Below are 18,097 nucleotides of genomic sequence, written 5' to 3' on the forward strand. Positions count from 1 at the left end.
TGATGCCTAAGCATCATTTTTTATATCAGCGTATACCGACACTTTATTTCGACCCGTTTCTTTTGAATGGTAAAGCGCTTTATCGGCAGCTTCAATCCAACGTTCGTGATCTTTAAATTGATCATCAAAACACGCAATACCCACACTAATGGCCAAATGCAGCGTGTGCTCATTGTATTTCGCCGGAGAGGTTTCAATTAGCTGGCGTAAGCGTTCAGCAAATACAATAGCCCCTTGTTTATCGGTATCTAATAAAGTAACAACAAACTCTTCACCGCCGTATCGCCCAGCAATGTCTGTTTCACGCAATGCAGTTTTCAGTAAACTCGCTACATGACGAAGTGCTACATCTCCAGCACTATGTCCAAAATCATCATTTACCTTTTTAAAGTGGTCAATATCAAAAATTAATAACGAGCAACAACCTTTGTTTCGCTTCGTTCGTAAAAATTCTTGGTGCAATAAATGCTCCCAGTGCCCTCTATTGGCAAGCTGGGTTAAACTATCTGTTTGGCTTACTTGTTCTAGTTTTTTATTTAACTCTTCTAGTTCTTTTTTGTTAACCGCAATATCTGTCACATCGTAAATAATAATACAAATATGCTCGACTTCGCCTCGCACATTGGTAAGTGGGATAAACGTGGCATTTTGATACATATAGTCCGCTTTACCGGTAATTGGTCGGTAGTTTTTAAAACGAAAAATATAAGGCTGTTGCTCCCAAATAGTAAATGAACGATTCTTTAATACAAACACTGACTCAGATTTACTTCTAAACCATTTTTCATCAATGGCCGGAAATAAATCAAATAAGTCTTTGTCTTTCACAGCGCTCGGTAACAAACCAGAATGATTTTCCATAAAACCATTCCATACATGCACTTTGTATTCTCGATCGAGTATAACAAGACCGACATCAACCGTATTAAACATATCCATTAACCAATGGATTTCATTCACATCTAAATCAGCTGGCATAAATATTTAATCTTCTAGTAGATGAGCAACTTTGTATTTCAAAGTTTTCAGTGAATCTTCAGTAAAGAGCAACATTAAATCACAACTAATATCATGATTTTCAATACCGTAACTTATTTCTATGGCTAGAGTCCGTTGCCAGCGCGACTTATTCGACTGAACAAGTTCAGAAACGTCCCGATGCTGCCCCAAAACTATTGGATGCCCTTGGCTAAAGGTCATGTCGAGCTGTTTTGACAAGCCGGTTAAAATAGCGCCAATTAAAATGTTACTTACATCCATTAGCAACTCTAACTCAACCTTGTCGTTTAGTTCACCTTCGTAATTCATCAGTGAGGCTATTTCTTTAAAACTAGAGTCATTTAAAAGTAATAATGCCTCGCCAGATACCCCGCCGCCTATAAAGCCTTGGCAAATACCCGATGTAGTGTCATTGGTATCAACATAGCTTAACGCCATGTTGAGCTCACTGACTTCTAAAACATTAACATTAGGAATGGGTAACTTAACAAATACATTAAGCAGTCTTGCTAGTAAATCTCCCGCCTGACCCATGGCAACATTAGTCAGCTCTTGATATATATCACGAACATCAGGGTCAACTTGTTCACCTAACGAGTGAGACATGCGTTCACGCAGTGCTCTATCTCTAATACCATGATGTTCAATAATGGCAGCAAGCTTTTCGGGGGAACACGGTTTTTGAATAAAATCTATGGCGCCAAGCTCAAGCACACGTTGATGCGCACTCGGTTGAATATCGCCTGATACCACAACAGTGAGAACGTCGAGTCCTTGCTCTTTCATTGCAGCAAGCACGCCATAACCGTCCATTTCTGGCATATTTAAATCAAGGAAAAGAATTTCAGGCTGGGCTTTAGTTATTTGTTTTATGCAGTCTACACCGTCACATGCAAATTCAACTTTAATATCCCAATCATCGGGTAAAGAGCGAGCTAATTGACGTCTAGCTAATTTTGAATCATCACAAATTAAAACCGATGTTGACATATTATCTCTCTATTTTAAAACTTGTTGTACGCTGACACCGCAAAAAATAAAGGCACGGATATTATTAATCATTACCTATTTATTATATATACATATTAATCAAAGTATTGCTTATTTACAATTTTAGGGAAAAATAAACGCGTCAATTATTCTGCTTGGTAACTCCGTCACTGTATAATACACTCACCACTATTACGTTAATTCTTAAAAGGAAAAAATCCATGCGTCGTTCATTAGCCTTTGCATTAAGCCTGTTTTGTTGCACTAGTTTTGCATCAGAGTTACCTGAAAACACCTTAGATGCAGGAAAAGTAACAGCGCAAGGTAAACCTGTTACGTTACTAGGCCAAGGCCTTAAAGTCGGTGCTGATGCGCCAAATTTTAAAGTGGTCGACGACAGCTTTACTGCCATTACATTAGAAAATTACCAAGGACAGGCTATATTGATCAGCGTAGTACCAAGCTTAGATACTGGTATTTGTAGCCTGCAAACAAAACATTTTAATGAAAAAGTAGCGCAACAGTTTCCTAGCGTAGCCATGTTGACGATTAGTGCCGACCTACCTTTTGCACAAAAACGTTTTTGCAAAGCAGAAAATATCGATAAAGTTACGACACTTTCTGATTCTGTATGGCGTGATTTTGGCCAAAAGTATGGGTTAATAATTAAAGATATGGGGTTACTTACTCGCGCTGTTTTTATTCTCGATAAAAGCCATAAAGTTATATATAAACAATTAGTTAGTAGCTTATCAACCGAGCCTGAATACGATAGCGTTATTGAAAAGCTTAAAACGCTTTAAAGGTCAAATTTCAGATAATAAAAAACCGCTATAAAGCGGTTTTTTTAATTATGCTTTTAATTTTAGATAAAAATTAACCTAAAAGCTCAGCTAGTTGCTTGCTTACAGCTTCAACCGCTTGAGTACCGTCTAATTTATGGTACTGCGTATTACCCGCTTGCGCTTCTGCTTGATAGTAGTCAACCAGTGGCATTGTTTGCTCATGGTAAATGCCTAAGCGTTTACGAACTGTCTCTTCTGTGTCATCCTCACGGATAATAAGCTCTTCGCCTGTTTCGTTGTCTTTACCTTCCTCTTTTGGTGGATTGTAAACAACATGATAAACACGACCAGAACCAGGATGAACACGACGGCCACCCATACGCTCAACAATTACTTCATCAGCAACATCAAACTCAATAACATGATCAACGACAACGCCATTGTCTTTCATTGCATCAGCTTGTGGAATGGTACGTGGAAAGCCATCAAGTAAAAAGCCTTTCTCACAATCAGGTTTTGCAATGCGCTCTTTAACAAGGCCAATGATGATGTCATCAGAAATTAACTGACCTGCGTCCATTACTTTTTTTGCTTCAAGGCCAAGTGGTGTGCCCTCTTTAATTGCAGCTCGTAGCATATCACCGGTAGAAATTTGTGGAATACCGTATCTATCCATTAAAAACTGAGCTTGAGTACCTTTACCTGCACCCGGCGCGCCCAAAAGAATAATGCGCATATCATTGTCCCCTAATATGAGAGTTTATTTTAAAGTCTGAATTCTTCCACAAGCGCCGCAGATACTCAAGTAACTTATACTAATTGTCTAGAGTCTGTTGGCCTTTGCGGATTAATATTTGTGCAAACCAGGGGCACTTTAATAGCGGCACAAGCTTTGCAACCTAGTAGGCTGTGCAAAAATCGAGCAAAGCTTCTGCGTCCTGCTCACGCCATTTGCCACCCCCCATGTAGGCAGACAGACCCTTTTGGGCAGCGCCTATGCAGAAAATTTAACCTTTACAAATCAATAAACTCTATGCTCCAGCGCATAAAAAAGGGAACAAACGTTCCCTTTTTACTCAATCATTGATTTTTAATACTTATTTGCTCAAATCAAGCATAAGTTTATTTAAGCGAGTGACAAATCCAGTTGGATCTTTAAGCGTACCGCGCTCAGCTAGTAATGCTTGATCTAGCAATACATGTGACCACTGCGCAAATTTATCTTCGTCTTGCTCATCATTTAAATGCTTAACAATCTGGTGTTCAGGGTTTAGCTCAAACACAGGTTTAGCTTCTGGCACTGCTTGACCTACTGACTCCATCAGCTTTTGCATTTGCGAGCTCATGTCGTTGTCGTCGCTCACCACACAGGCTGGCGAATCGGTTAAACGATGTGTAAAGCGTACTTCTTTAACATCATCACCTAATGCAGTTTTAATACGCTCAATAAGGCCTGCAACTTCTTTTTCAGACTCTTCTTGTGCTTTTTTCGTTTCTTCGTCGTCTAAGTCACCTAAATCTAAATCACCGCGAGTAATTGATTGAAATTGCTTGTCTGCAAATTCAGTTAAGTGGCTCATCATCCACTCATCAACACGGTCACTTAGTAGTAAAACTTCAATGCCTTTTTTGCGGAAAATTTCTAAATGCGGTGAGTTTTTAGCTGCAATAAATGAGTCAGCAACAACATAGTAAATTTTATCTTGGCTGTCTTTCATACGCTCAATGTATTGTTCAAGCGATACATCTTGAGTGTCTGAATCGGTATGCGTTGAAGCAAAACGTAACAGCTTAGCAATGCTCTCTTTGTTAGCCGCATCTTCTGCTGGGCCTTCTTTCATTACTTGACCAAATTCATTCCAAAACGTTTGGTAATCATCGGCTTTGTTTTTCGCCATACGCTCAAGCATTTTAATAATACGCGACGTACACCCCTTACGGATAGCTTGGGTCACTTTGTTATCTTGAAGTATTTCACGCGATACGTTCAGTGGTAAATCATTTGAATCTAATAAACCTTTAACGAAACGCAGATAGCTTGGCATAAACTGCTCAGCATCATCCATAATAAATACACGTTGCACGTATAATTTTAAGCCACTTTGGCGCTCACGGTTCCATAAATCAAACGGCGCTTTTTTCGGAATGTATAACAAACTGGTGTATTCAGTTTTACCTTCAACTTTGTTATGCCCCCAACTAAGTGGATCTTCCCAGTCATGGCTTACATGTTTGTAAAATTCTTTGTATTCATCTTCAGAGATTTCAGACTTATCACGCGTCCACAATGCCGTAGCACGGTTAATGCTTTCCCACTCACCAGGAACTGCTGGAATTTTCTCACCGTTTTCGCCTTCAGACTCTGGTACTTCTGCTTTGTACATTTGTACTGGTGTAGAAATATGATCAGAGTATTTAGTCACGATACTACGAAGGCGCCATTCGTCTGCGTACTCTTTTTCTTCTTCACGTAGGTGTAGAATAATGTCTGTACCACGGCCTTGTTTTTCAATTTCTTGCAGCGTGTATTCACCTTCACCTTTTGATTGCCACTCTACAGCTGTTGTCTCCCCTGCTTTACGGGTACGCACTGTCACTTCATCAGCCACAATAAACGCTGAGTAAAAGCCCACACCAAATTGACCAATAAGTTGTGAATCTTTGCTTTGGTCGCCCGTTAAGTTTTTGAAAAATTCTGCGGTACCCGACTTTGCAATTGTACCTAAAGAGCTGATCACTTCATCACGTGTCATACCAATACCATTATCAGAAATGGTTACCGTATTAGCTTCTTTATCAGCACTAATACGTACACGTAAATCAGCATCACCTTGATATAAGTCGCCGTTTGATAACGCTAAAAAGCGTAATTTATCGGCTGCATCAGATGCATTTGATACAAGCTCACGTAAAAATATTTCTTTATTAGAATAAAGCGAATGAATCATTAAGTTTAATAATTGTTTTACTTCTGTTTGAAAGCCTAATGTTTCTTTTTGTGCTGCAGTCATTTATGTATCTCCAATTTGCAAAGTGTCTGCGTTATGCACTTAATATGGGGGGAGGTGTGAGAACTTCAAGTAAAAAAATATAAAAAACCCCATTCAAAGACACTTTAAAAGGCTTAATCAACTAAAAAGGTGTTGCGGCATGCCCGTACATTAGCTTATCAGTGCGTGGATGCACAAAAAATAAGTCGCTGGCATGTAATAATAACCGTTGAGTTCTCTGCTCACTGCAATCATTTGTATATAAATCACACCCTAGTATAGGGTGGCCAAACGTTAGGCTATGTATCCTAAGTTGATGAGTGCGTCCAGTTATAGGAGTAAATTCGACTAAGGTTTTTTACTCTTTGTGAAAACGTTTAACCACTTTAAATTCGGTTTGCGCGGGTTTGCCGCTCTGGTGGCAAATTTTCGCTTTCGGAAATAGCATTTTATCTTTTGCTATAGGCGCAGTAATCACTCCTTGAGACACAGCAACCAACCCTGAGAGCATTGCGCGGTATTGTTTTTTAACACTTCGGTATTGAAATTGCACATTCAGTGCTTTAGCTGCTTGCGCGTTAAGTGCTACCACCATCACTCTGGAGGTACCCAAATCTAAACGGTGGGGTAATATGGCTTTAGGAAACGCTGCGGTAACGCCTTGTTGACCATTAACAAGCCTATAGTGAACCGAATCCCAGTTAAGAGGGTTTTACCCGATAAACTCAACAAACCGCTAGGTTTATTGATCAACAAAATATCATCATCTTGATAAATGATTTCTGTGTGTTCATGGCAAACAGGTGCGATAAAGTCATCAACAATCACATTAGCACTTTGAGTTATTGCAGCCATACCATCCTTAAGTTGTTATTTATATTGCATCAAAGGCAATAAAAAAGCCTATAAGATGTATGTAGGCTTTTAAAATAAGTTCAAATAGTTAAGCTTAAAATAAACTATTCATGGCTGACTAAGCGCCGACCACTAAATGCATGCATAAGCGTCATTCCATCGACTAAATCAAGCTCACCACCAACAGGAATACCATGAGCAATACGCGATGCACCCACATTGTTTTTGTGGCAAAGCTGAGCAATATAATGCGCCGTTGTTTCGCCTTCAACCGAAGGATTTGTGGCTAAAATGACTTCATTAATACCGCCTTGCGCGAGCTTTTGCTCAAGTACATCAAGGCCAATTTCTTTAGGCCCTATGCCATCAATCGGTGATAAATGCCCCATTAATACAAAGTAAAGCCCTTTGTATTGACCTGTTTGCTCAATGGCCAGTACATCCGTTGGCGATTCAACAACACATAGAATACCACTGTCTTGGCGTTTAGTGCTTAAGCAAATATCACAATGCGCTTGCTCGGTAAATGTGCGGCACGATTGGCAATGACCTACGGCATTCATTGCTTTAGTCAGGGCATTACCAAGTTGAGCACCGCCTTTACGGTCGCGCTCTAACAAATGAAACGCAATACGCTGAGCAGACTTTGGACCAATGCCGGGCTGACAACGCAGTGCTTCAATAAGCGATGTTAAACTATCTGAAAGTTGCATAGTTGCTTAGAACGGCATTTTCATACCAGGTGGTAATTGCATACCGCCTGTTACTTTGCCCATGCGCTCTTGCGTTTCGTCGGCAACACGGCGCACAGCATCGTTACATGCTGCAGCTAATAAATCTTCAATCATGTCTTTGTCGTCTTCCATTAAGCTCTCATCAAGCTCAACACGGCGCACGTTGTGGTTACCAAGCATGGTTACTTTAACTAAACCTGCACCAGCTTCACCAACGACTTCCATTGTTGCGATTTCTTCTTGGGCTTTTTGCATGCGCTCTTGCATTTGCTGCGCTTGCTTCATCATGTTACCCATTCCACCTTTAAACATAATCGTCTCTCTTTCTTTTAATACATTAACTGAAATATAAATAAGGGCACTGATAGTTAATTACAATGCCTGAATACTGTTTTCGTCAATTTCAGCGCTAAATAGCTGTTGAAATTGTACTATATTTTCATCGCTTGTGATCACATCAATCGCTTGCTGGTGACGACCTGCATCAATTTTTTGTTGAATCAGATAAGGCGAGTCAATCACCCCACTGGCAAAGTCGATATTTAGCTCAACGTTATGCCCATAAATAGCAGATAACGCCACATTTAACTTTTGGCGCAGCATAGACGTATCTAAATGCTTTTGCGATTCATCCACTTCAATATGAAAATGATTATCTTGCTTGGTAAAAATTGAATGCAAGGCAAACTGGCGCATACGCCCGCCAAGCCCCATTCGCTTAATTAAATAAGCCCATTCATCTTGTTGATGGGCAAATCTAATTTCACTGATGGGGCTTTGAAAATCATCCGGTACCGGAATACTTGGTGCTTGTTCAACAGCAGGAGCCGGTTTTTGCGGATTAATTTGCTCTAATAGCTCAGGTGCAAGATTTTCGGTAATTGTTTGGTGCTTCGCTTTAAAGTCAACTTTATTTGCAGGTTTAGTGCTTACCTGTGGCTTGCTCCCTGACATGGGGAGCGCTGGCTTTTTTGGTAACTCATCACCCGTCTCACTATCCCATGGAGGCGGCTCCTGCGCTACAGTTTGAGGTGTATTGCTAATAGGTTTATCGACGGGCCTAGCAGGGGTCGATTTTGGCACAACAGGTTTATCAGTTGCTGCGCTTGACAGTTTACCCGCACCGGAAATATTTCTGTCACGTAAAATACGCGCTATTGCAGACTGTGCACGTGCTTCTTGCTCGCCCATTGTTGGCGCTGAATGCTCAGTGCTACTAGGTGCGTTTGATAGCTCAGGATTAAATCCTTGATCAACCGCGCTACTCATTACATCATCGTATTGCGCTGCAATGGTTTGTTCTACATCGCTGTGCTGCATGTAGGCATCATCTTCGCTTTGACGCTGCGCTTGTTCATCGCTAATTGGCGTTGTATCAGACACGTTTGGCTGACTTTGTGTTGACTCTTGCTCAATGTGAGTCAGGCTATTATCAGAGCGCGAAACCTCAGGCTCAGCGGCCTCTATTGGCTGTGGATTATGTATTGATGGCTGACTTTCAGTGCTATTGCTCTGCGCTGGTTTATTTTTATTTAAAATATCACGCAATGCATTGGTACGCCCTGCGGCATTTTGCTCTGGCGCGGGTTGCGAGCTAGGCGCTGAATGCGTTGTTTGTGAGTGCTCAGGTTGAAATGCTAACAATCGTAGCATAATCATCTCAAACCCTAAGCGTGGCTCAGGCGCCCACTGTAAATCTTTTTTGCCATTCAGTAATAACTGATAATACACTTGAATTTGCTGAGCATGAGTGTGCGCTGCAACATGCTTAATGTAGTCAGCATTATTGCTATCAAGTGCTGCCGCTTCAGGCACTAATTGGCTTAATTGAATAATATGCGTAAGTGCAATTAAGTCATCAAGTAGTGCAATATAATTAGGATTTCTGCTCGCGACTTGGGCAACTTCAGCCATTAAGGCTGCGCCATCCTGCGCGAGTAATGCAGCGAGTAAACTCTGACTATAATGGGTATCCATTAAACCAAGCATGGCTTGAACAGCTTGATTATTAATATCGCCATTTGTTTGAGCAATAGCCTGATCGGTTAGGCTCAGCGCATCTCGCATACTGCCATCGGCTGCTTTAGCAATAATGCTTAGGGCATTATTATCAAAATTGAGCTGCTCTTGCGTAAGAACATGCTCAAGCTGTTGCTTAATTTCAGCTTGCGACAAGGCATTTAAATTAAACTGTAAGCAGCGTGATAAAATAGTTACCGGTAATTTTTGTGGATCGGTGGTCGCCAGTAAAAACTTTACATGCTCAGGTGGCTCTTCGAGCGTTTTTAATAAGGCATTAAAGCTGTGCTTTGACAACATGTGTACTTCATCAATTAAGTACACTTTATAGCGTCCGCGGGTTGGCGCATATTGAACGTTATCGAGTATTTCGCGAGTATCTTCAACTTTTGTGCGTGAGGCCGCATCTATTTCGAGTAAATCAATGTAGCGCCCTGCTTCTATATCAACACAGCTACTACATTGACCACATGGTGTGGCAGAAATGCCCTCATCACAATTTAAGCTTTTAGCAAAAATACGCGCAATGGTCGTTTTACCAACACCACGGGTTCCAGTGAATAAATAAGCGTGATGCAGTCTATTTTGATTCAGCGCATTAACCAGCGCTTGTTTAACATGAGACTGCCCAACCAATTCATGAAAGGTTTGAGGACGCCATTTTCTCGCTAGAACCTGATAACTCATCGATTATTCGCCTTCGAATTCAACCAATTTTAGGATTTTAATACCCATTTTTTCAACACGCTGCTCCCCACCTAGTTCAGGTAACGATACAACGAATGCTGCATCTGTGGCGTTGCCGCCTAATTTTGCAACCAACTTGGCTGTTGCTTCAATTGTACCACCGGTCGCCAACAAGTCATCAACTAGCAAAACTTTGTCACCGGCTACAATTGCATCAGTATGAAGCTCTAATGTATCTTCACCATATTCGAGTTGGTAATCTTGGCGAATAACTTCGCGCGGTAATTTACCAGGTTTGCGAACAGGGATAAAAGGAATTCCCAAGGCATAAGATAGCGGTGCACCAAAAATAAAGCCACGCGATTCCGTGCCAATAATTTTAGTAAAACCTTGATCTTTATAGGCGTTAATAAATGCATCTATGGTTGCTTTAAACGCTTCAGGGTTTGCCATTAGGGTTGTTACATCGCGAAACATAATGCCCGCTTTAGGGTAATCAGCAATTGTAGTAATGCTGTTTTTGATAATTGCTGGTGTTACTTGAGTCATAATTTTAACTGCTCAATGGTTCATATTACAAAGCAGGTGATTATAACCTTAAGTGAGCGTAAATTGCGAGTTTGCGGTAGTCATAAAAATTCAGGAAGGATAAACAAGATAAAAAATATAAGGCTGATGAAAACAACAGCCTTATGAAATAGAGCAAAAATTACGTCAAGTTGGTGATCCAACCTAAAATAGCATTTAAACACCCTATTCCAGCAAACACGGCTAAAAATGCAAAAAAGTAAGCCGCATTAAATGGGTCTTTAAACTCTTTATCATCTGACATCGTACAACCTTTTATTAAGCACAACAAATAAAGGCGTTATAATAGACGAAGTGAAATAATCTATAAAGAGCTTAATCTTGATTTTTTGTCACTATAATTTGACGCTGTGCCATAGCCGTTAAGGTACTTAATGCGCCTTGAGTTATTTGCTCAAGGCTAAATTGAGGTGCATTTTCACTGACTTGCTGGCAAACATGCGCAAATGTGCTTCCTGCGTTATTGTCAATAATAGTCAACAGCATGGCGGTCATCGCATTAGTTGATAAAAATTGCACTTCATCATCTTTATCTCTGTACACCACAAAATAATGAGGCTGCTCTGAGGGCTGTTGTGGTTGAAACGCTTCGCTAATATGTTGCACGGGGAATTCATAGCTTAAGTTACGTGCCGTTTTAGATAAATATAAAGGGCTTTGGGTTAATTGATTCGTTACCAGTTCGCTCTCATCCAAGTCAGCCTGAGTTACCGATACATCAAGCTCAATCCATTCATAATGCGCCAGCGCTAGCATAAACACAGGGTCACACTCTTTGGGCACATAACTTGTCATTAAGTACGTAATAAACTCTTCAGCAATATCTAAAAAGTAAGGCGACTGACAATCGTGTTCACTAAAAAATTCACGAACACGTAACTGCCATTGTTGCTCAGTGTAAAGTGTTTTTAATACCGGAAATGCTGATGATACAAACCCATTGATGTTATTAAAAAAAAGCTCCCGATAAATAGCCATACGTCTGTCTTCAACATCTGCTGGGCAAGGGTTCGTGTTGGGCTGGCGAATATGAGCCATAAACTCATTTTGAATATCGATAAAACTCATAGTTAATACTCTTTTAAAACCATGCTGTTGTTATTACTAGCTGCATAAAACTGTTTAAGCACTTTGCTCAGTGGATAACAGCTGCAGGTGCTTTGCTTGTAATTGATGAATTATATCCAGCTCTTCGATTAGCACGTTAATAGGTGGAATATTAAAGTCCCGCTCTAACAGCGTCGGAAATACACCATGCGTTTCATAAGCGCTATCGAGCAACTGCCATACCGGATCAATAACATCGGCGCCATGAGTATCTATAATCAAGTCCTCGGCTTCGTTGTAATGCCCTGCAACATGGGCATAAGCAATTCGGTTAGCTGGCAATGCAGCTAAAAAGGCATGTGCATCGTAACCATGATTAACTGAATTAACATAAATATTATTTACATCTAGTAGTAACTGGCAATCAGCCTGTTCTAAAATAGCGTTTGTAAATTCAAGCTCAGTTAACTGTTGTCCAGGCGCGCCATAATAAGACACATTTTCCAGCACAAGTGGTCGCTCTAATATATCTTGTACCTGCTTAACCCGAGAAACGACATGTTTGATCGCTTCTTCAGTAAAAGGAATTGGCATTAAGTCATACATGTGTCCTTTTCCTGAACAATAACTTAAATGCTCGCTGTATACTTTAATATTATGAGTATCAAAAAACGGTTTTAACGACTTTACAAATTCAAGGTCTAGTGGCTCAGGCGAGCCAATGGAAAGTGACAAACCATGGCAAACAAAGTGATTAGTATTGGTTAACTGCTTAAATTGCTTTTCAAAGCGCCCACCTAGCTTTAACCAGTTCTCTGGGGCCACTTCCATAAACTCAATTTGTTTTGGTATGGCATGCTCAAGCTCATCTAGCATTTCTCTTCGCAAGCCTAAACCGACCATGCCAAAGTTAGGCGTTTGATTTTGAGCCATAATAAAACCTCATATTAAATAAAAAGGGCCTAATGGCCCTCTCACTTATCGGAAAAAGAAAAGTTTAGTGGCTACCACCACATTTACCTTCGCCGCATTTGCCTTCTTTTTTGGCCTTAGCATCGCCACCACATTTACCTTCGCCGCACTTGCCTTCTTTTTTAGCCTTAGCATCACCGCCGCATTTACCTTCGCCGCACTTGCCTTCTTTTTTGGCCTTAGCATCACCGCCGCATTTACCTTCGCCGCACTTGCCTTCTTTTTTCGCTTTAGCATCACCGCCGCATTTACCTTCGCCGCACTTGCCTTCTTTTTTCGCTTTAGCGTCGCCGCCGCATTTACCTTCGCCGCACTTGCCTTCACCTGCGTCTAACTGGTAACCAGCAACCATTTGCTGAAATTCAAATGGATTAGCTTGAACATCAGTACTCGCCATACTTGCGCTGCCAACAACCACTGCGCCTAATGTTAATGCAATTGAGTTTTTCTTTATAGTATTCATTTTTATTACCTTCTAAACTTGTCAGATATCATTATACAAGTAGACCTGCATAAAACTAAAAACTTTCACATTATCTATTTTTTCTAAAATAACTTAGCAAACTAACTATGAACCCTAATAAGCGTTTTATCAATTTATGATTTACAGGTAAACTGGCGCTCTTTTTCAGTAATAAATTAATCACACTATGAAACTTGTTTTAGCACCTATGGAAGGTGTCGTTGACTTTAAAATGCGCCAACTACTCACCGACATAGGTGGCTTTGATCTCTGTGTGACTGAATTTATTCGCGTTGTAGATACTTGCTTGCCTGATAAAGTATTTCACCGCTATTGCCCTGAACTAAAAAATGCAGGGCTAACTCGATGTGGCACGCCAGTTCGAATTCAGTTATTGGGCCAAGTAGCCGGCGTGTTAGCAGAAAATGCAGTAAAAGCGGTTAGTTTGGGCTCTCATGGTGTTGACTTAAACTTTGGCTGCCCGGCAAAAACAGTGAATAAAAGCAAAGGGGGCGCTGTTTTACTCAAAGACCCTGAGCATATGTATTCAATAATTAAAACTGTAAGAGATGCCGTAAGCAGTGAAAATGAGGTAAGTGCTAAAATTCGCTTAGGTTTTGATGATGATAGTAATAGCCAAGAAATTGTCGATGCCGTTGTTAGCGCTGGTGCGAGCAGTATCGCCATTCATGCGCGAACTAAACGCGATGGCTATAACCCGCCTGCCTATTGGGAAAAAATCCCTCCTCTAGTTAAAGATAAACAAATTGCGGTGGTCGCCAATGGGGAGATTTGGCAGGTAGAAGATGCCCTTTTATGCCAAAAGCGCAGCGGTTGCACTGACTTAATGATTGGCCGTGGTGCCCTTTCACATCCTGATTTAGCTCGTAAAATTAAAGCTCATATTAATAATGAAGATTATAGTGAGTTAACATGGGAAAATATTTTACACCATATTATTTACTCATCCATGCACCAAACCGCCAGTAAAGATACCAAGTACTTTGCCTCACGCACAAAACAATGGCTTGGTTATTTAAAACGTCAGTACCCACAAGCAGGACTATTATTTGACGAAATACGTCGTTTAAAAGCCAAAGATGAAGTGGCAGAGGTATTAAAAAAATATGCGAAAGCGCCACAATTTGATACAAATCATAACATCTAAGATAATCTAACTAGATAATAGCAATATCACTGAGGACTAATTTAAGGGTTATACTGCTAATGCATCATCAGCAACGACTAAACGATGAAATTGAAAGTGTTAAAGCGACTATATTAGGCTTGCTGTCACAATCGACTCACCCTACACATCAAAATTTGCTTTGTATACTAACTCGTACCTCAAATGAAGAGTGGCTTGATATGGCAGCTCAGCAATTAGGCACCGAGTACAACCCCTTGATTGAGCGTATGAATAAGCTTGAAGCGGCAATAAGCCAAATTGACATTGGCCAGTATGGTTACTGTTGTGACTGTGAGGAAAAAATATCAGCGCAGCGCTTAGAGCAAGACCCTGCAGCGCAGCGATGTGATCAGTGCGCTAGTTAATAGCGCACTAAAGTTTAATTAAGTAGTTGTGGAGCAAAACTAAACGCTTGCCCTGGATAAAAAAGAATATCTTCAACTAATAAAGTCGCTTCCTCTTCACTTATGTTTAATCGTTTAAGTAAATTTAAGCGTGCTTGTGACAATGTCCAAGCGTGATAATGCACCCCTAGATCAGTCTCCATCATAGCCATATAGAGCAGTTCGTCGGCTGGTTCTAATTGTAAAGCGTTAGCCCTCAGAGGTAATAGCGTATAACCCGTTAACCAGTCTAAACCCGCTATTTTCGAATCAGTTAAAAGTAATGTGGTAAGCTGTGAGGCATTTGAGGCTTCTACCGTTGTTTGCTGTTTTTGACTCTGCATTGATTTGAATTTACTATCAATACGACTTAGCCACTCAAGCGGTGAGAGCACAGCATTTGCAAAATAATTTAATTTACTTTGATACCACTGACTGCCATTAGCAAGGCCTGATAAACCAATGCTGCCTCTTGGCTTATAGTGCGCCAAATAATTGTTTAACTCACTCAACGCTGCATTAAGTTCAACCGGTGTGTTAGTGCGATTTATGGCTTGTTGCACGTACTTTTTTAAATAACTATGTTCAACTTTATTTAGCTTTAAATTACTTTGCTCGGCAGCCTCTAGCTGAGATTTTACAAACCTTAACCATTGCTCAATATTTTTATATTGGGCATCATTTTTCGCCATAGTGAGCATAATAGCCAAAACATTTGTTTGTGCAGGCCATGCAAAATAGCGCTCTGGGAATCGCTCAGCAATAACTAAATAATTAACCTGATTGGTTTGCTCTGCTGATAACTGCATTTGCATTAGCTGCTGATAAATAGCGTGGCGACGCTCTAAATAAGCATCTGTAAAAGGGAGCTGCTCATTACTGAGCTGTGTAACCTGTGAATTAGGCTGCGCACTTAAAGCCGTATTAAGTGATATTAACGCGCTTTGCGCTTCTTCATAAGATGAAAATAAGTCAGCTGGCTTTGAGCATGATGCTAAAAGCAAACAAAATAGCAGTGAAATAATAGGCGTTTTTTTCATGTCAATTCCAATAAAAAAAGCCCCATTGGGGCTTTTTAAAAATACTAGAGTACATTAAATACTAAATTTTAACACCGTTGCGAGCGGCTTTATCTTTAATATATGTAGCCCAACCTTTAGCAAACCTACGTGTGCTTGGGTCGTCCATGGCTTTAGTAATAGCAGCATAAGCTTGCTTATACTTACCTTGGTAGTAAAACGCTTCAGCTAAATCTGAATAAATAGTGCCTTTTTTATCAGAGCCAAGCTCTAATGCTTTGTTCAAACGAACAACAGCAGCGCTGAATTTTTCAGATTGTAAAAGTAATGAACCTGCTTTGCGGTAGAGCTCAGCGTCGTCATCAAATTTAGCAGCTTCTTCGTAATACTTAGCAGCTTTCTCTATATCTTTCGAACGATGGTAGTTACTAGCAATCGCGCTAATATTTTGCTTAGTGCGTTTTACTTTCTCTTCTTTAACAGCCTTTTCAAGCGTTACTGCTGCTTTGTAAGGAATTTCGTTTAAAGAATAAAAGTTAGCTAGTACTTTGTATTCAACTTCGTTTTCGAAGTAACCATTCTTGTATGCAACTTCCATAGTTGCTAGACCTTTTTGGTAGTCTTCGGTTTGTAAATAATACTTACCTAAGCCTACCCAAGATTTTTTGTCTTCAGGCCATACACGAACAATTTCTTCTGCAACTTTAACCATATCTTGATATTGCTTTTTCTCAAAATAGGCAGCTAATTTAAGTTGATAAGGAGCTTTATTTGGCTCTTCAGCTAACTCAATTGCTTTGTTTGCCGGTTCAAGGACCTGATCAAATTGTTTAAGCTCATAGCTTGCTTGCGCAATACGAGTGTAAACTTTCGGGTCCTCTTCACCTGTGAAGTCCATCCAATCAGAATATGCTTGCTTGGCAGCACTGTATTGTTCAGTACCCGCATACATATCGCCCAAGGTTTTTAAACCTTGAGCCTGATCAGCAAAGTTCAATACATCCGGTGCAATCGCTGCTTTCATATACTTAATTGCAACTTTGTATTGCTCTTTTTGAGCGTACATGCTGCCTAAGTAACGATTAACAGTTGCTTTATCAAAGTCATTAGACGGATCTAACTCTTTCAATAACGCTATTGCACCATCAACATCATCTTCGTTATACAAATCGAACGCTTTAATTACTTTTTTACCAGTACGTTCGCCCATGATTTTAGTTTTTGCTTTCTTACGCTCTTCAATCTTTGCGTAATCTGGCGCCGCTAAAACAGGTGCAGTTAATGATGCACCTGACACAGACATAAGAATTGCAAGTGCAGTTACTTTAGAAAAATTTCTCATTACTCGCCTCCTTAGTTGCCTTGGTTAAGTTTAAAGTCTAGTTGAACTTGTAAACCAACTTGCTTTTGTGGTTTCCCGTCAATGATCTTAGGACGGTATTTCCACTTACGCAATGCACGTTTAGCTTCACGGTCAAAGATACGTTTTGGTTCTGCGTCAATAACTTCAACGTCAATCACGCCACCTAACTCATCAATTGTGAACGAAAGTTGAACCCAACCTTCTTTACCATCACGTGCTGCTTGTGTTGGATATTTTGGTTCAATACGAACGATAGGTGTCGCATCACCATCTCGTCCAAATGCACCTGGACCACTTAGTCCACCGGCCGTGCTTCCCACATCGATACTTGGCATATTAAACGACAAGCTCGTACTTGGGTTGCTATTTTCCGGCTGTGGCGGCTGCGGTTTAGGCGGCTGCTTTGGCGGTGGCGGAGGCGGAGGCGGTACACGCTTCCTCTCCTGCACCTTAGATTCAGGCGGATTCGTCATAATTTCGACTATGATCTGCTCTTTTTGTTCCGTATTACGGTCAGCCCCACCAGAAATGAGGTATGCCATGAAGTAGAACAAGCCGAAAGTAACTGCCCCACCTGCAATCAGTGAAAACAGAAAACGAATCATTACTGATCTCCAGCTATTGAAATTCTCAGGTTATCACCCGTCGCTTTAATCTGGTCCATCACTTTAACCACTGTGCCGTGTTTTGCTTCTTTATCAGCTTGCAAAATTACAACATCAGTAGGTTGTTCTGCTAATAAACTTTCGATTTTTGCTGAAACACGTTCAACATCAACTTGCTGTTTATCAATCCAGATTGCACCGTCACTGCGAATTGCAATAAAAATGTTAGCATTTTTTTGCTTCGTAGCTTGGGCAGCTTTTGGTTTATTGACCTCGATACCAGCCTCTTTAACGAACGATGTAGTTACGATAAAGAAAATAAGCATGATAAATACGATGTCAAGCATTGGCGTCATATCTACCGCTGCTTCTTCTTCTTCACGAAAACGTTGTTTACGTGCCATATTTA

Annotated in this window: 19 protein-coding genes and 1 pseudogene; 3 read left to right on the top strand and 17 right to left on the bottom strand. The window is 40.5% G+C overall.

The genetic code is table 11. The features are described 5' to 3' along the window. Nucleotides 1–6 precede the first annotated feature (6 nt). Both MTN97_RS03810 and MTN97_RS03815 read right to left on the bottom strand, forming a co-directional pair. On the bottom strand, nt 7–978 hold the full coding sequence (locus MTN97_RS03810; RefSeq protein WP_248473721.1) for a diguanylate cyclase: 972 nt from the start codon (nt 976–978) through the stop codon (nt 7–9). Nucleotides 979–984: 6 nt separating this feature from the next. Beyond that, nucleotides 985–1,989, bottom strand: coding sequence for a response regulator (locus tag MTN97_RS03815; RefSeq protein ID WP_214552022.1), 1,005 nt, complete (start codon nt 1,987–1,989; stop codon nt 985–987). Between the two features lie 221 nt (nt 1,990–2,210). Between MTN97_RS03815 and tpx the strand changes: the two genes are divergently transcribed. Further along, entirely contained in the window at nt 2,211–2,792 is a 582-nt protein-coding gene (tpx, locus tag MTN97_RS03820) for a thiol peroxidase (RefSeq protein ID WP_036982343.1), read from the top strand. A 73-nt stretch (nt 2,793–2,865) separates the two neighbouring features. Here the strand turns inward: tpx and adk are convergent, their stop codons facing one another. The 11 genes and pseudogenes from adk to MTN97_RS03870 all read right to left on the bottom strand — a co-directional run bounded on the left by adk (nt 2,866) and on the right by MTN97_RS03870 (nt 13,129). Continuing rightward, nucleotides 2,866–3,510 (bottom strand): adenylate kinase, encoded by a 645-nt coding sequence (gene adk, locus MTN97_RS03825; protein ID WP_036982340.1) that lies wholly within the window; start codon nt 3,508–3,510, stop codon nt 2,866–2,868. Between the two features lie 361 nt (nt 3,511–3,871). Further along, on the bottom strand, nt 3,872–5,785 hold the full coding sequence (htpG, locus tag MTN97_RS03830; RefSeq protein WP_036982337.1) for a molecular chaperone HtpG: 1,914 nt from the start codon (nt 5,783–5,785) through the stop codon (nt 3,872–3,874). Nucleotides 5,786–5,906: 121 nt separating this feature from the next. Next, nucleotides 5,907–6,619 (bottom strand): annotated as a pseudogene (locus tag MTN97_RS03835) (RluA family pseudouridine synthase). Nucleotides 6,620–6,723: 104 nt separating this feature from the next. Continuing rightward, nucleotides 6,724–7,332 carry a recombination mediator RecR gene (gene recR / locus MTN97_RS03840; RefSeq protein ID WP_036982332.1) on the bottom strand — a complete coding sequence of 203 codons (609 nt, stop codon included), beginning with the start codon at nt 7,330–7,332 and terminating at the stop codon, nt 6,724–6,726. A 6-nt stretch (nt 7,333–7,338) separates the two neighbouring features. Then, on the bottom strand, nt 7,339–7,665 hold the full coding sequence (locus MTN97_RS03845) for a YbaB/EbfC family nucleoid-associated protein (RefSeq protein ID WP_013465191.1): 327 nt from the start codon (nt 7,663–7,665) through the stop codon (nt 7,339–7,341). 60 nt (nt 7,666–7,725) lie between these two features. Continuing rightward, nucleotides 7,726–10,059, bottom strand: a complete 2,334-nt coding sequence (gene dnaX / locus MTN97_RS03850) for a DNA polymerase III subunit gamma/tau (protein ID WP_248473722.1) — start codon at nt 10,057–10,059, stop codon at nt 7,726–7,728. A gap of 3 nt (nt 10,060–10,062) precedes the next feature. Further along, complete coding sequence (gene apt / locus MTN97_RS03855) at nt 10,063–10,608, bottom strand: adenine phosphoribosyltransferase (RefSeq protein WP_013465193.1); 546 nt, start codon at nt 10,606–10,608, stop codon at nt 10,063–10,065. 160 nt (nt 10,609–10,768) lie between these two features. Continuing rightward, nucleotides 10,769–10,891, bottom strand: a complete 123-nt coding sequence (locus tag MTN97_RS17870) for a hypothetical protein (protein WP_282447298.1) — start codon at nt 10,889–10,891, stop codon at nt 10,769–10,771. Nucleotides 10,892–10,962: 71 nt separating this feature from the next. Then, complete coding sequence (locus tag MTN97_RS03860; protein ID WP_248473723.1) at nt 10,963–11,715, bottom strand: DUF2063 domain-containing protein; 753 nt, start codon at nt 11,713–11,715, stop codon at nt 10,963–10,965. Nucleotides 11,716–11,769: 54 nt separating this feature from the next. Beyond that, complete coding sequence (locus tag MTN97_RS03865; RefSeq protein WP_248473724.1) at nt 11,770–12,627, bottom strand: DUF692 domain-containing protein; 858 nt, start codon at nt 12,625–12,627, stop codon at nt 11,770–11,772. Nucleotides 12,628–12,691: 64 nt separating this feature from the next. Further along, complete coding sequence (locus tag MTN97_RS03870; protein ID WP_248473725.1) at nt 12,692–13,129, bottom strand: hypothetical protein; 438 nt, start codon at nt 13,127–13,129, stop codon at nt 12,692–12,694. A gap of 187 nt (nt 13,130–13,316) precedes the next feature. Here MTN97_RS03870 and MTN97_RS03875 point away from each other — a divergent pair, with 187 nt between their 5' ends. Then, the gene (locus MTN97_RS03875; protein ID WP_248473726.1) at nt 13,317–14,297 is read left to right on the top strand and encodes a tRNA-dihydrouridine synthase; all 981 of its coding nucleotides are present in this window, start codon (nt 13,317–13,319) and stop codon (nt 14,295–14,297) included. A 59-nt stretch (nt 14,298–14,356) separates the two neighbouring features. Further along, nucleotides 14,357–14,683 carry a TraR/DksA C4-type zinc finger protein gene (locus tag MTN97_RS03880; protein ID WP_036982316.1) on the top strand — a complete coding sequence of 109 codons (327 nt, stop codon included), beginning with the start codon at nt 14,357–14,359 and terminating at the stop codon, nt 14,681–14,683. Nucleotides 14,684–14,697: 14 nt separating this feature from the next. Here MTN97_RS03880 and MTN97_RS03885 read toward each other — a convergent pair whose 3' ends face one another. The 4 genes from MTN97_RS03885 to MTN97_RS03900 all read right to left on the bottom strand — a co-directional run bounded on the left by MTN97_RS03885 (nt 14,698) and on the right by MTN97_RS03900 (nt 18,092). Beyond that, nucleotides 14,698–15,741 carry a hypothetical protein gene (locus MTN97_RS03885; protein WP_036982313.1) on the bottom strand — a complete coding sequence of 348 codons (1,044 nt, stop codon included), beginning with the start codon at nt 15,739–15,741 and terminating at the stop codon, nt 14,698–14,700. A gap of 61 nt (nt 15,742–15,802) precedes the next feature. Continuing rightward, nucleotides 15,803–17,062: a tetratricopeptide repeat protein gene (locus MTN97_RS03890; RefSeq protein ID WP_069439632.1), complete on the bottom strand. Its 1,260-nt coding sequence runs from the start codon at nt 17,060–17,062 to the stop codon at nt 15,803–15,805. An 11-nt stretch (nt 17,063–17,073) separates the two neighbouring features. Beyond that, nucleotides 17,074–17,688, bottom strand: a complete 615-nt coding sequence (locus MTN97_RS03895) for an energy transducer TonB (protein ID WP_036982309.1) — start codon at nt 17,686–17,688, stop codon at nt 17,074–17,076. Beyond that, nucleotides 17,688–18,092 carry an ExbD/TolR family protein gene (locus MTN97_RS03900; protein WP_006792384.1) on the bottom strand — a complete coding sequence of 135 codons (405 nt, stop codon included), beginning with the start codon at nt 18,090–18,092 and terminating at the stop codon, nt 17,688–17,690. The genes MTN97_RS03895 and MTN97_RS03900 overlap by 1 nt, the downstream gene beginning before the upstream one ends. Nucleotides 18,093–18,097 lie beyond the last annotated feature (5 nt).

The organism is Pseudoalteromonas sp. 2CM36K (assembly GCF_023161865.1).
Lineage (GTDB): Bacteria > Pseudomonadota > Gammaproteobacteria > Enterobacterales > Alteromonadaceae > Pseudoalteromonas > Pseudoalteromonas tetraodonis.

What these genes read in the sequence shown, in the direction of transcription:
- MTN97_RS03890 (WP_069439632.1), bottom strand. Translation starts at nt 17,062, where the DNA reads ATGAGAAATTTTTCTAAAGTAACTGCACTTGCAATTCTTATGTCTGTG.
- MTN97_RS03875 (WP_248473726.1), top strand. Translation starts at nt 13,317, where the DNA reads ATGAAACTTGTTTTAGCACCTATGGAAGGTGTCGTTGACTTTAAAATG.
- MTN97_RS03900 (WP_006792384.1), bottom strand. Translation starts at nt 18,092, where the DNA reads ATGGCACGTAAACAACGTTTTCGTGAAGAAGAAGAAGCAGCGGTAGAT.
- MTN97_RS03885 (WP_036982313.1), bottom strand. Translation starts at nt 15,741, where the DNA reads ATGAAAAAAACGCCTATTATTTCACTGCTATTTTGTTTGCTTTTAGCA.
- adk (WP_036982340.1), bottom strand. Translation starts at nt 3,510, where the DNA reads ATGCGCATTATTCTTTTGGGCGCGCCGGGTGCAGGTAAAGGTACTCAA.
- recR (WP_036982332.1), bottom strand. Translation starts at nt 7,332, where the DNA reads ATGCAACTTTCAGATAGTTTAACATCGCTTATTGAAGCACTGCGTTGT.
- MTN97_RS03860 (WP_248473723.1), bottom strand. Translation starts at nt 11,715, where the DNA reads ATGAGTTTTATCGATATTCAAAATGAGTTTATGGCTCATATTCGCCAG.
- MTN97_RS03870 (WP_248473725.1), bottom strand. Translation starts at nt 13,129, where the DNA reads ATGAATACTATAAAGAAAAACTCAATTGCATTAACATTAGGCGCAGTG.
- apt (WP_013465193.1), bottom strand. Translation starts at nt 10,608, where the DNA reads ATGACTCAAGTAACACCAGCAATTATCAAAAACAGCATTACTACAATT.
- MTN97_RS03815 (WP_214552022.1), bottom strand. Translation starts at nt 1,989, where the DNA reads ATGTCAACATCGGTTTTAATTTGTGATGATTCAAAATTAGCTAGACGT.
- MTN97_RS17870 (WP_282447298.1), bottom strand. Translation starts at nt 10,891, where the DNA reads ATGTCAGATGATAAAGAGTTTAAAGACCCATTTAATGCGGCTTACTTT.
- dnaX (WP_248473722.1), bottom strand. Translation starts at nt 10,059, where the DNA reads ATGAGTTATCAGGTTCTAGCGAGAAAATGGCGTCCTCAAACCTTTCAT.
- MTN97_RS03895 (WP_036982309.1), bottom strand. Translation starts at nt 17,688, where the DNA reads ATGATTCGTTTTCTGTTTTCACTGATTGCAGGTGGGGCAGTTACTTTC.
- MTN97_RS03810 (WP_248473721.1), bottom strand. Translation starts at nt 978, where the DNA reads ATGCCAGCTGATTTAGATGTGAATGAAATCCATTGGTTAATGGATATG.
- tpx (WP_036982343.1), top strand. Translation starts at nt 2,211, where the DNA reads ATGCGTCGTTCATTAGCCTTTGCATTAAGCCTGTTTTGTTGCACTAGT.
- MTN97_RS03880 (WP_036982316.1), top strand. Translation starts at nt 14,357, where the DNA reads ATGCATCATCAGCAACGACTAAACGATGAAATTGAAAGTGTTAAAGCG.
- htpG (WP_036982337.1), bottom strand. Translation starts at nt 5,785, where the DNA reads ATGACTGCAGCACAAAAAGAAACATTAGGCTTTCAAACAGAAGTAAAA.
- MTN97_RS03865 (WP_248473724.1), bottom strand. Translation starts at nt 12,627, where the DNA reads ATGGCTCAAAATCAAACGCCTAACTTTGGCATGGTCGGTTTAGGCTTG.
- MTN97_RS03845 (WP_013465191.1), bottom strand. Translation starts at nt 7,665, where the DNA reads ATGTTTAAAGGTGGAATGGGTAACATGATGAAGCAAGCGCAGCAAATG.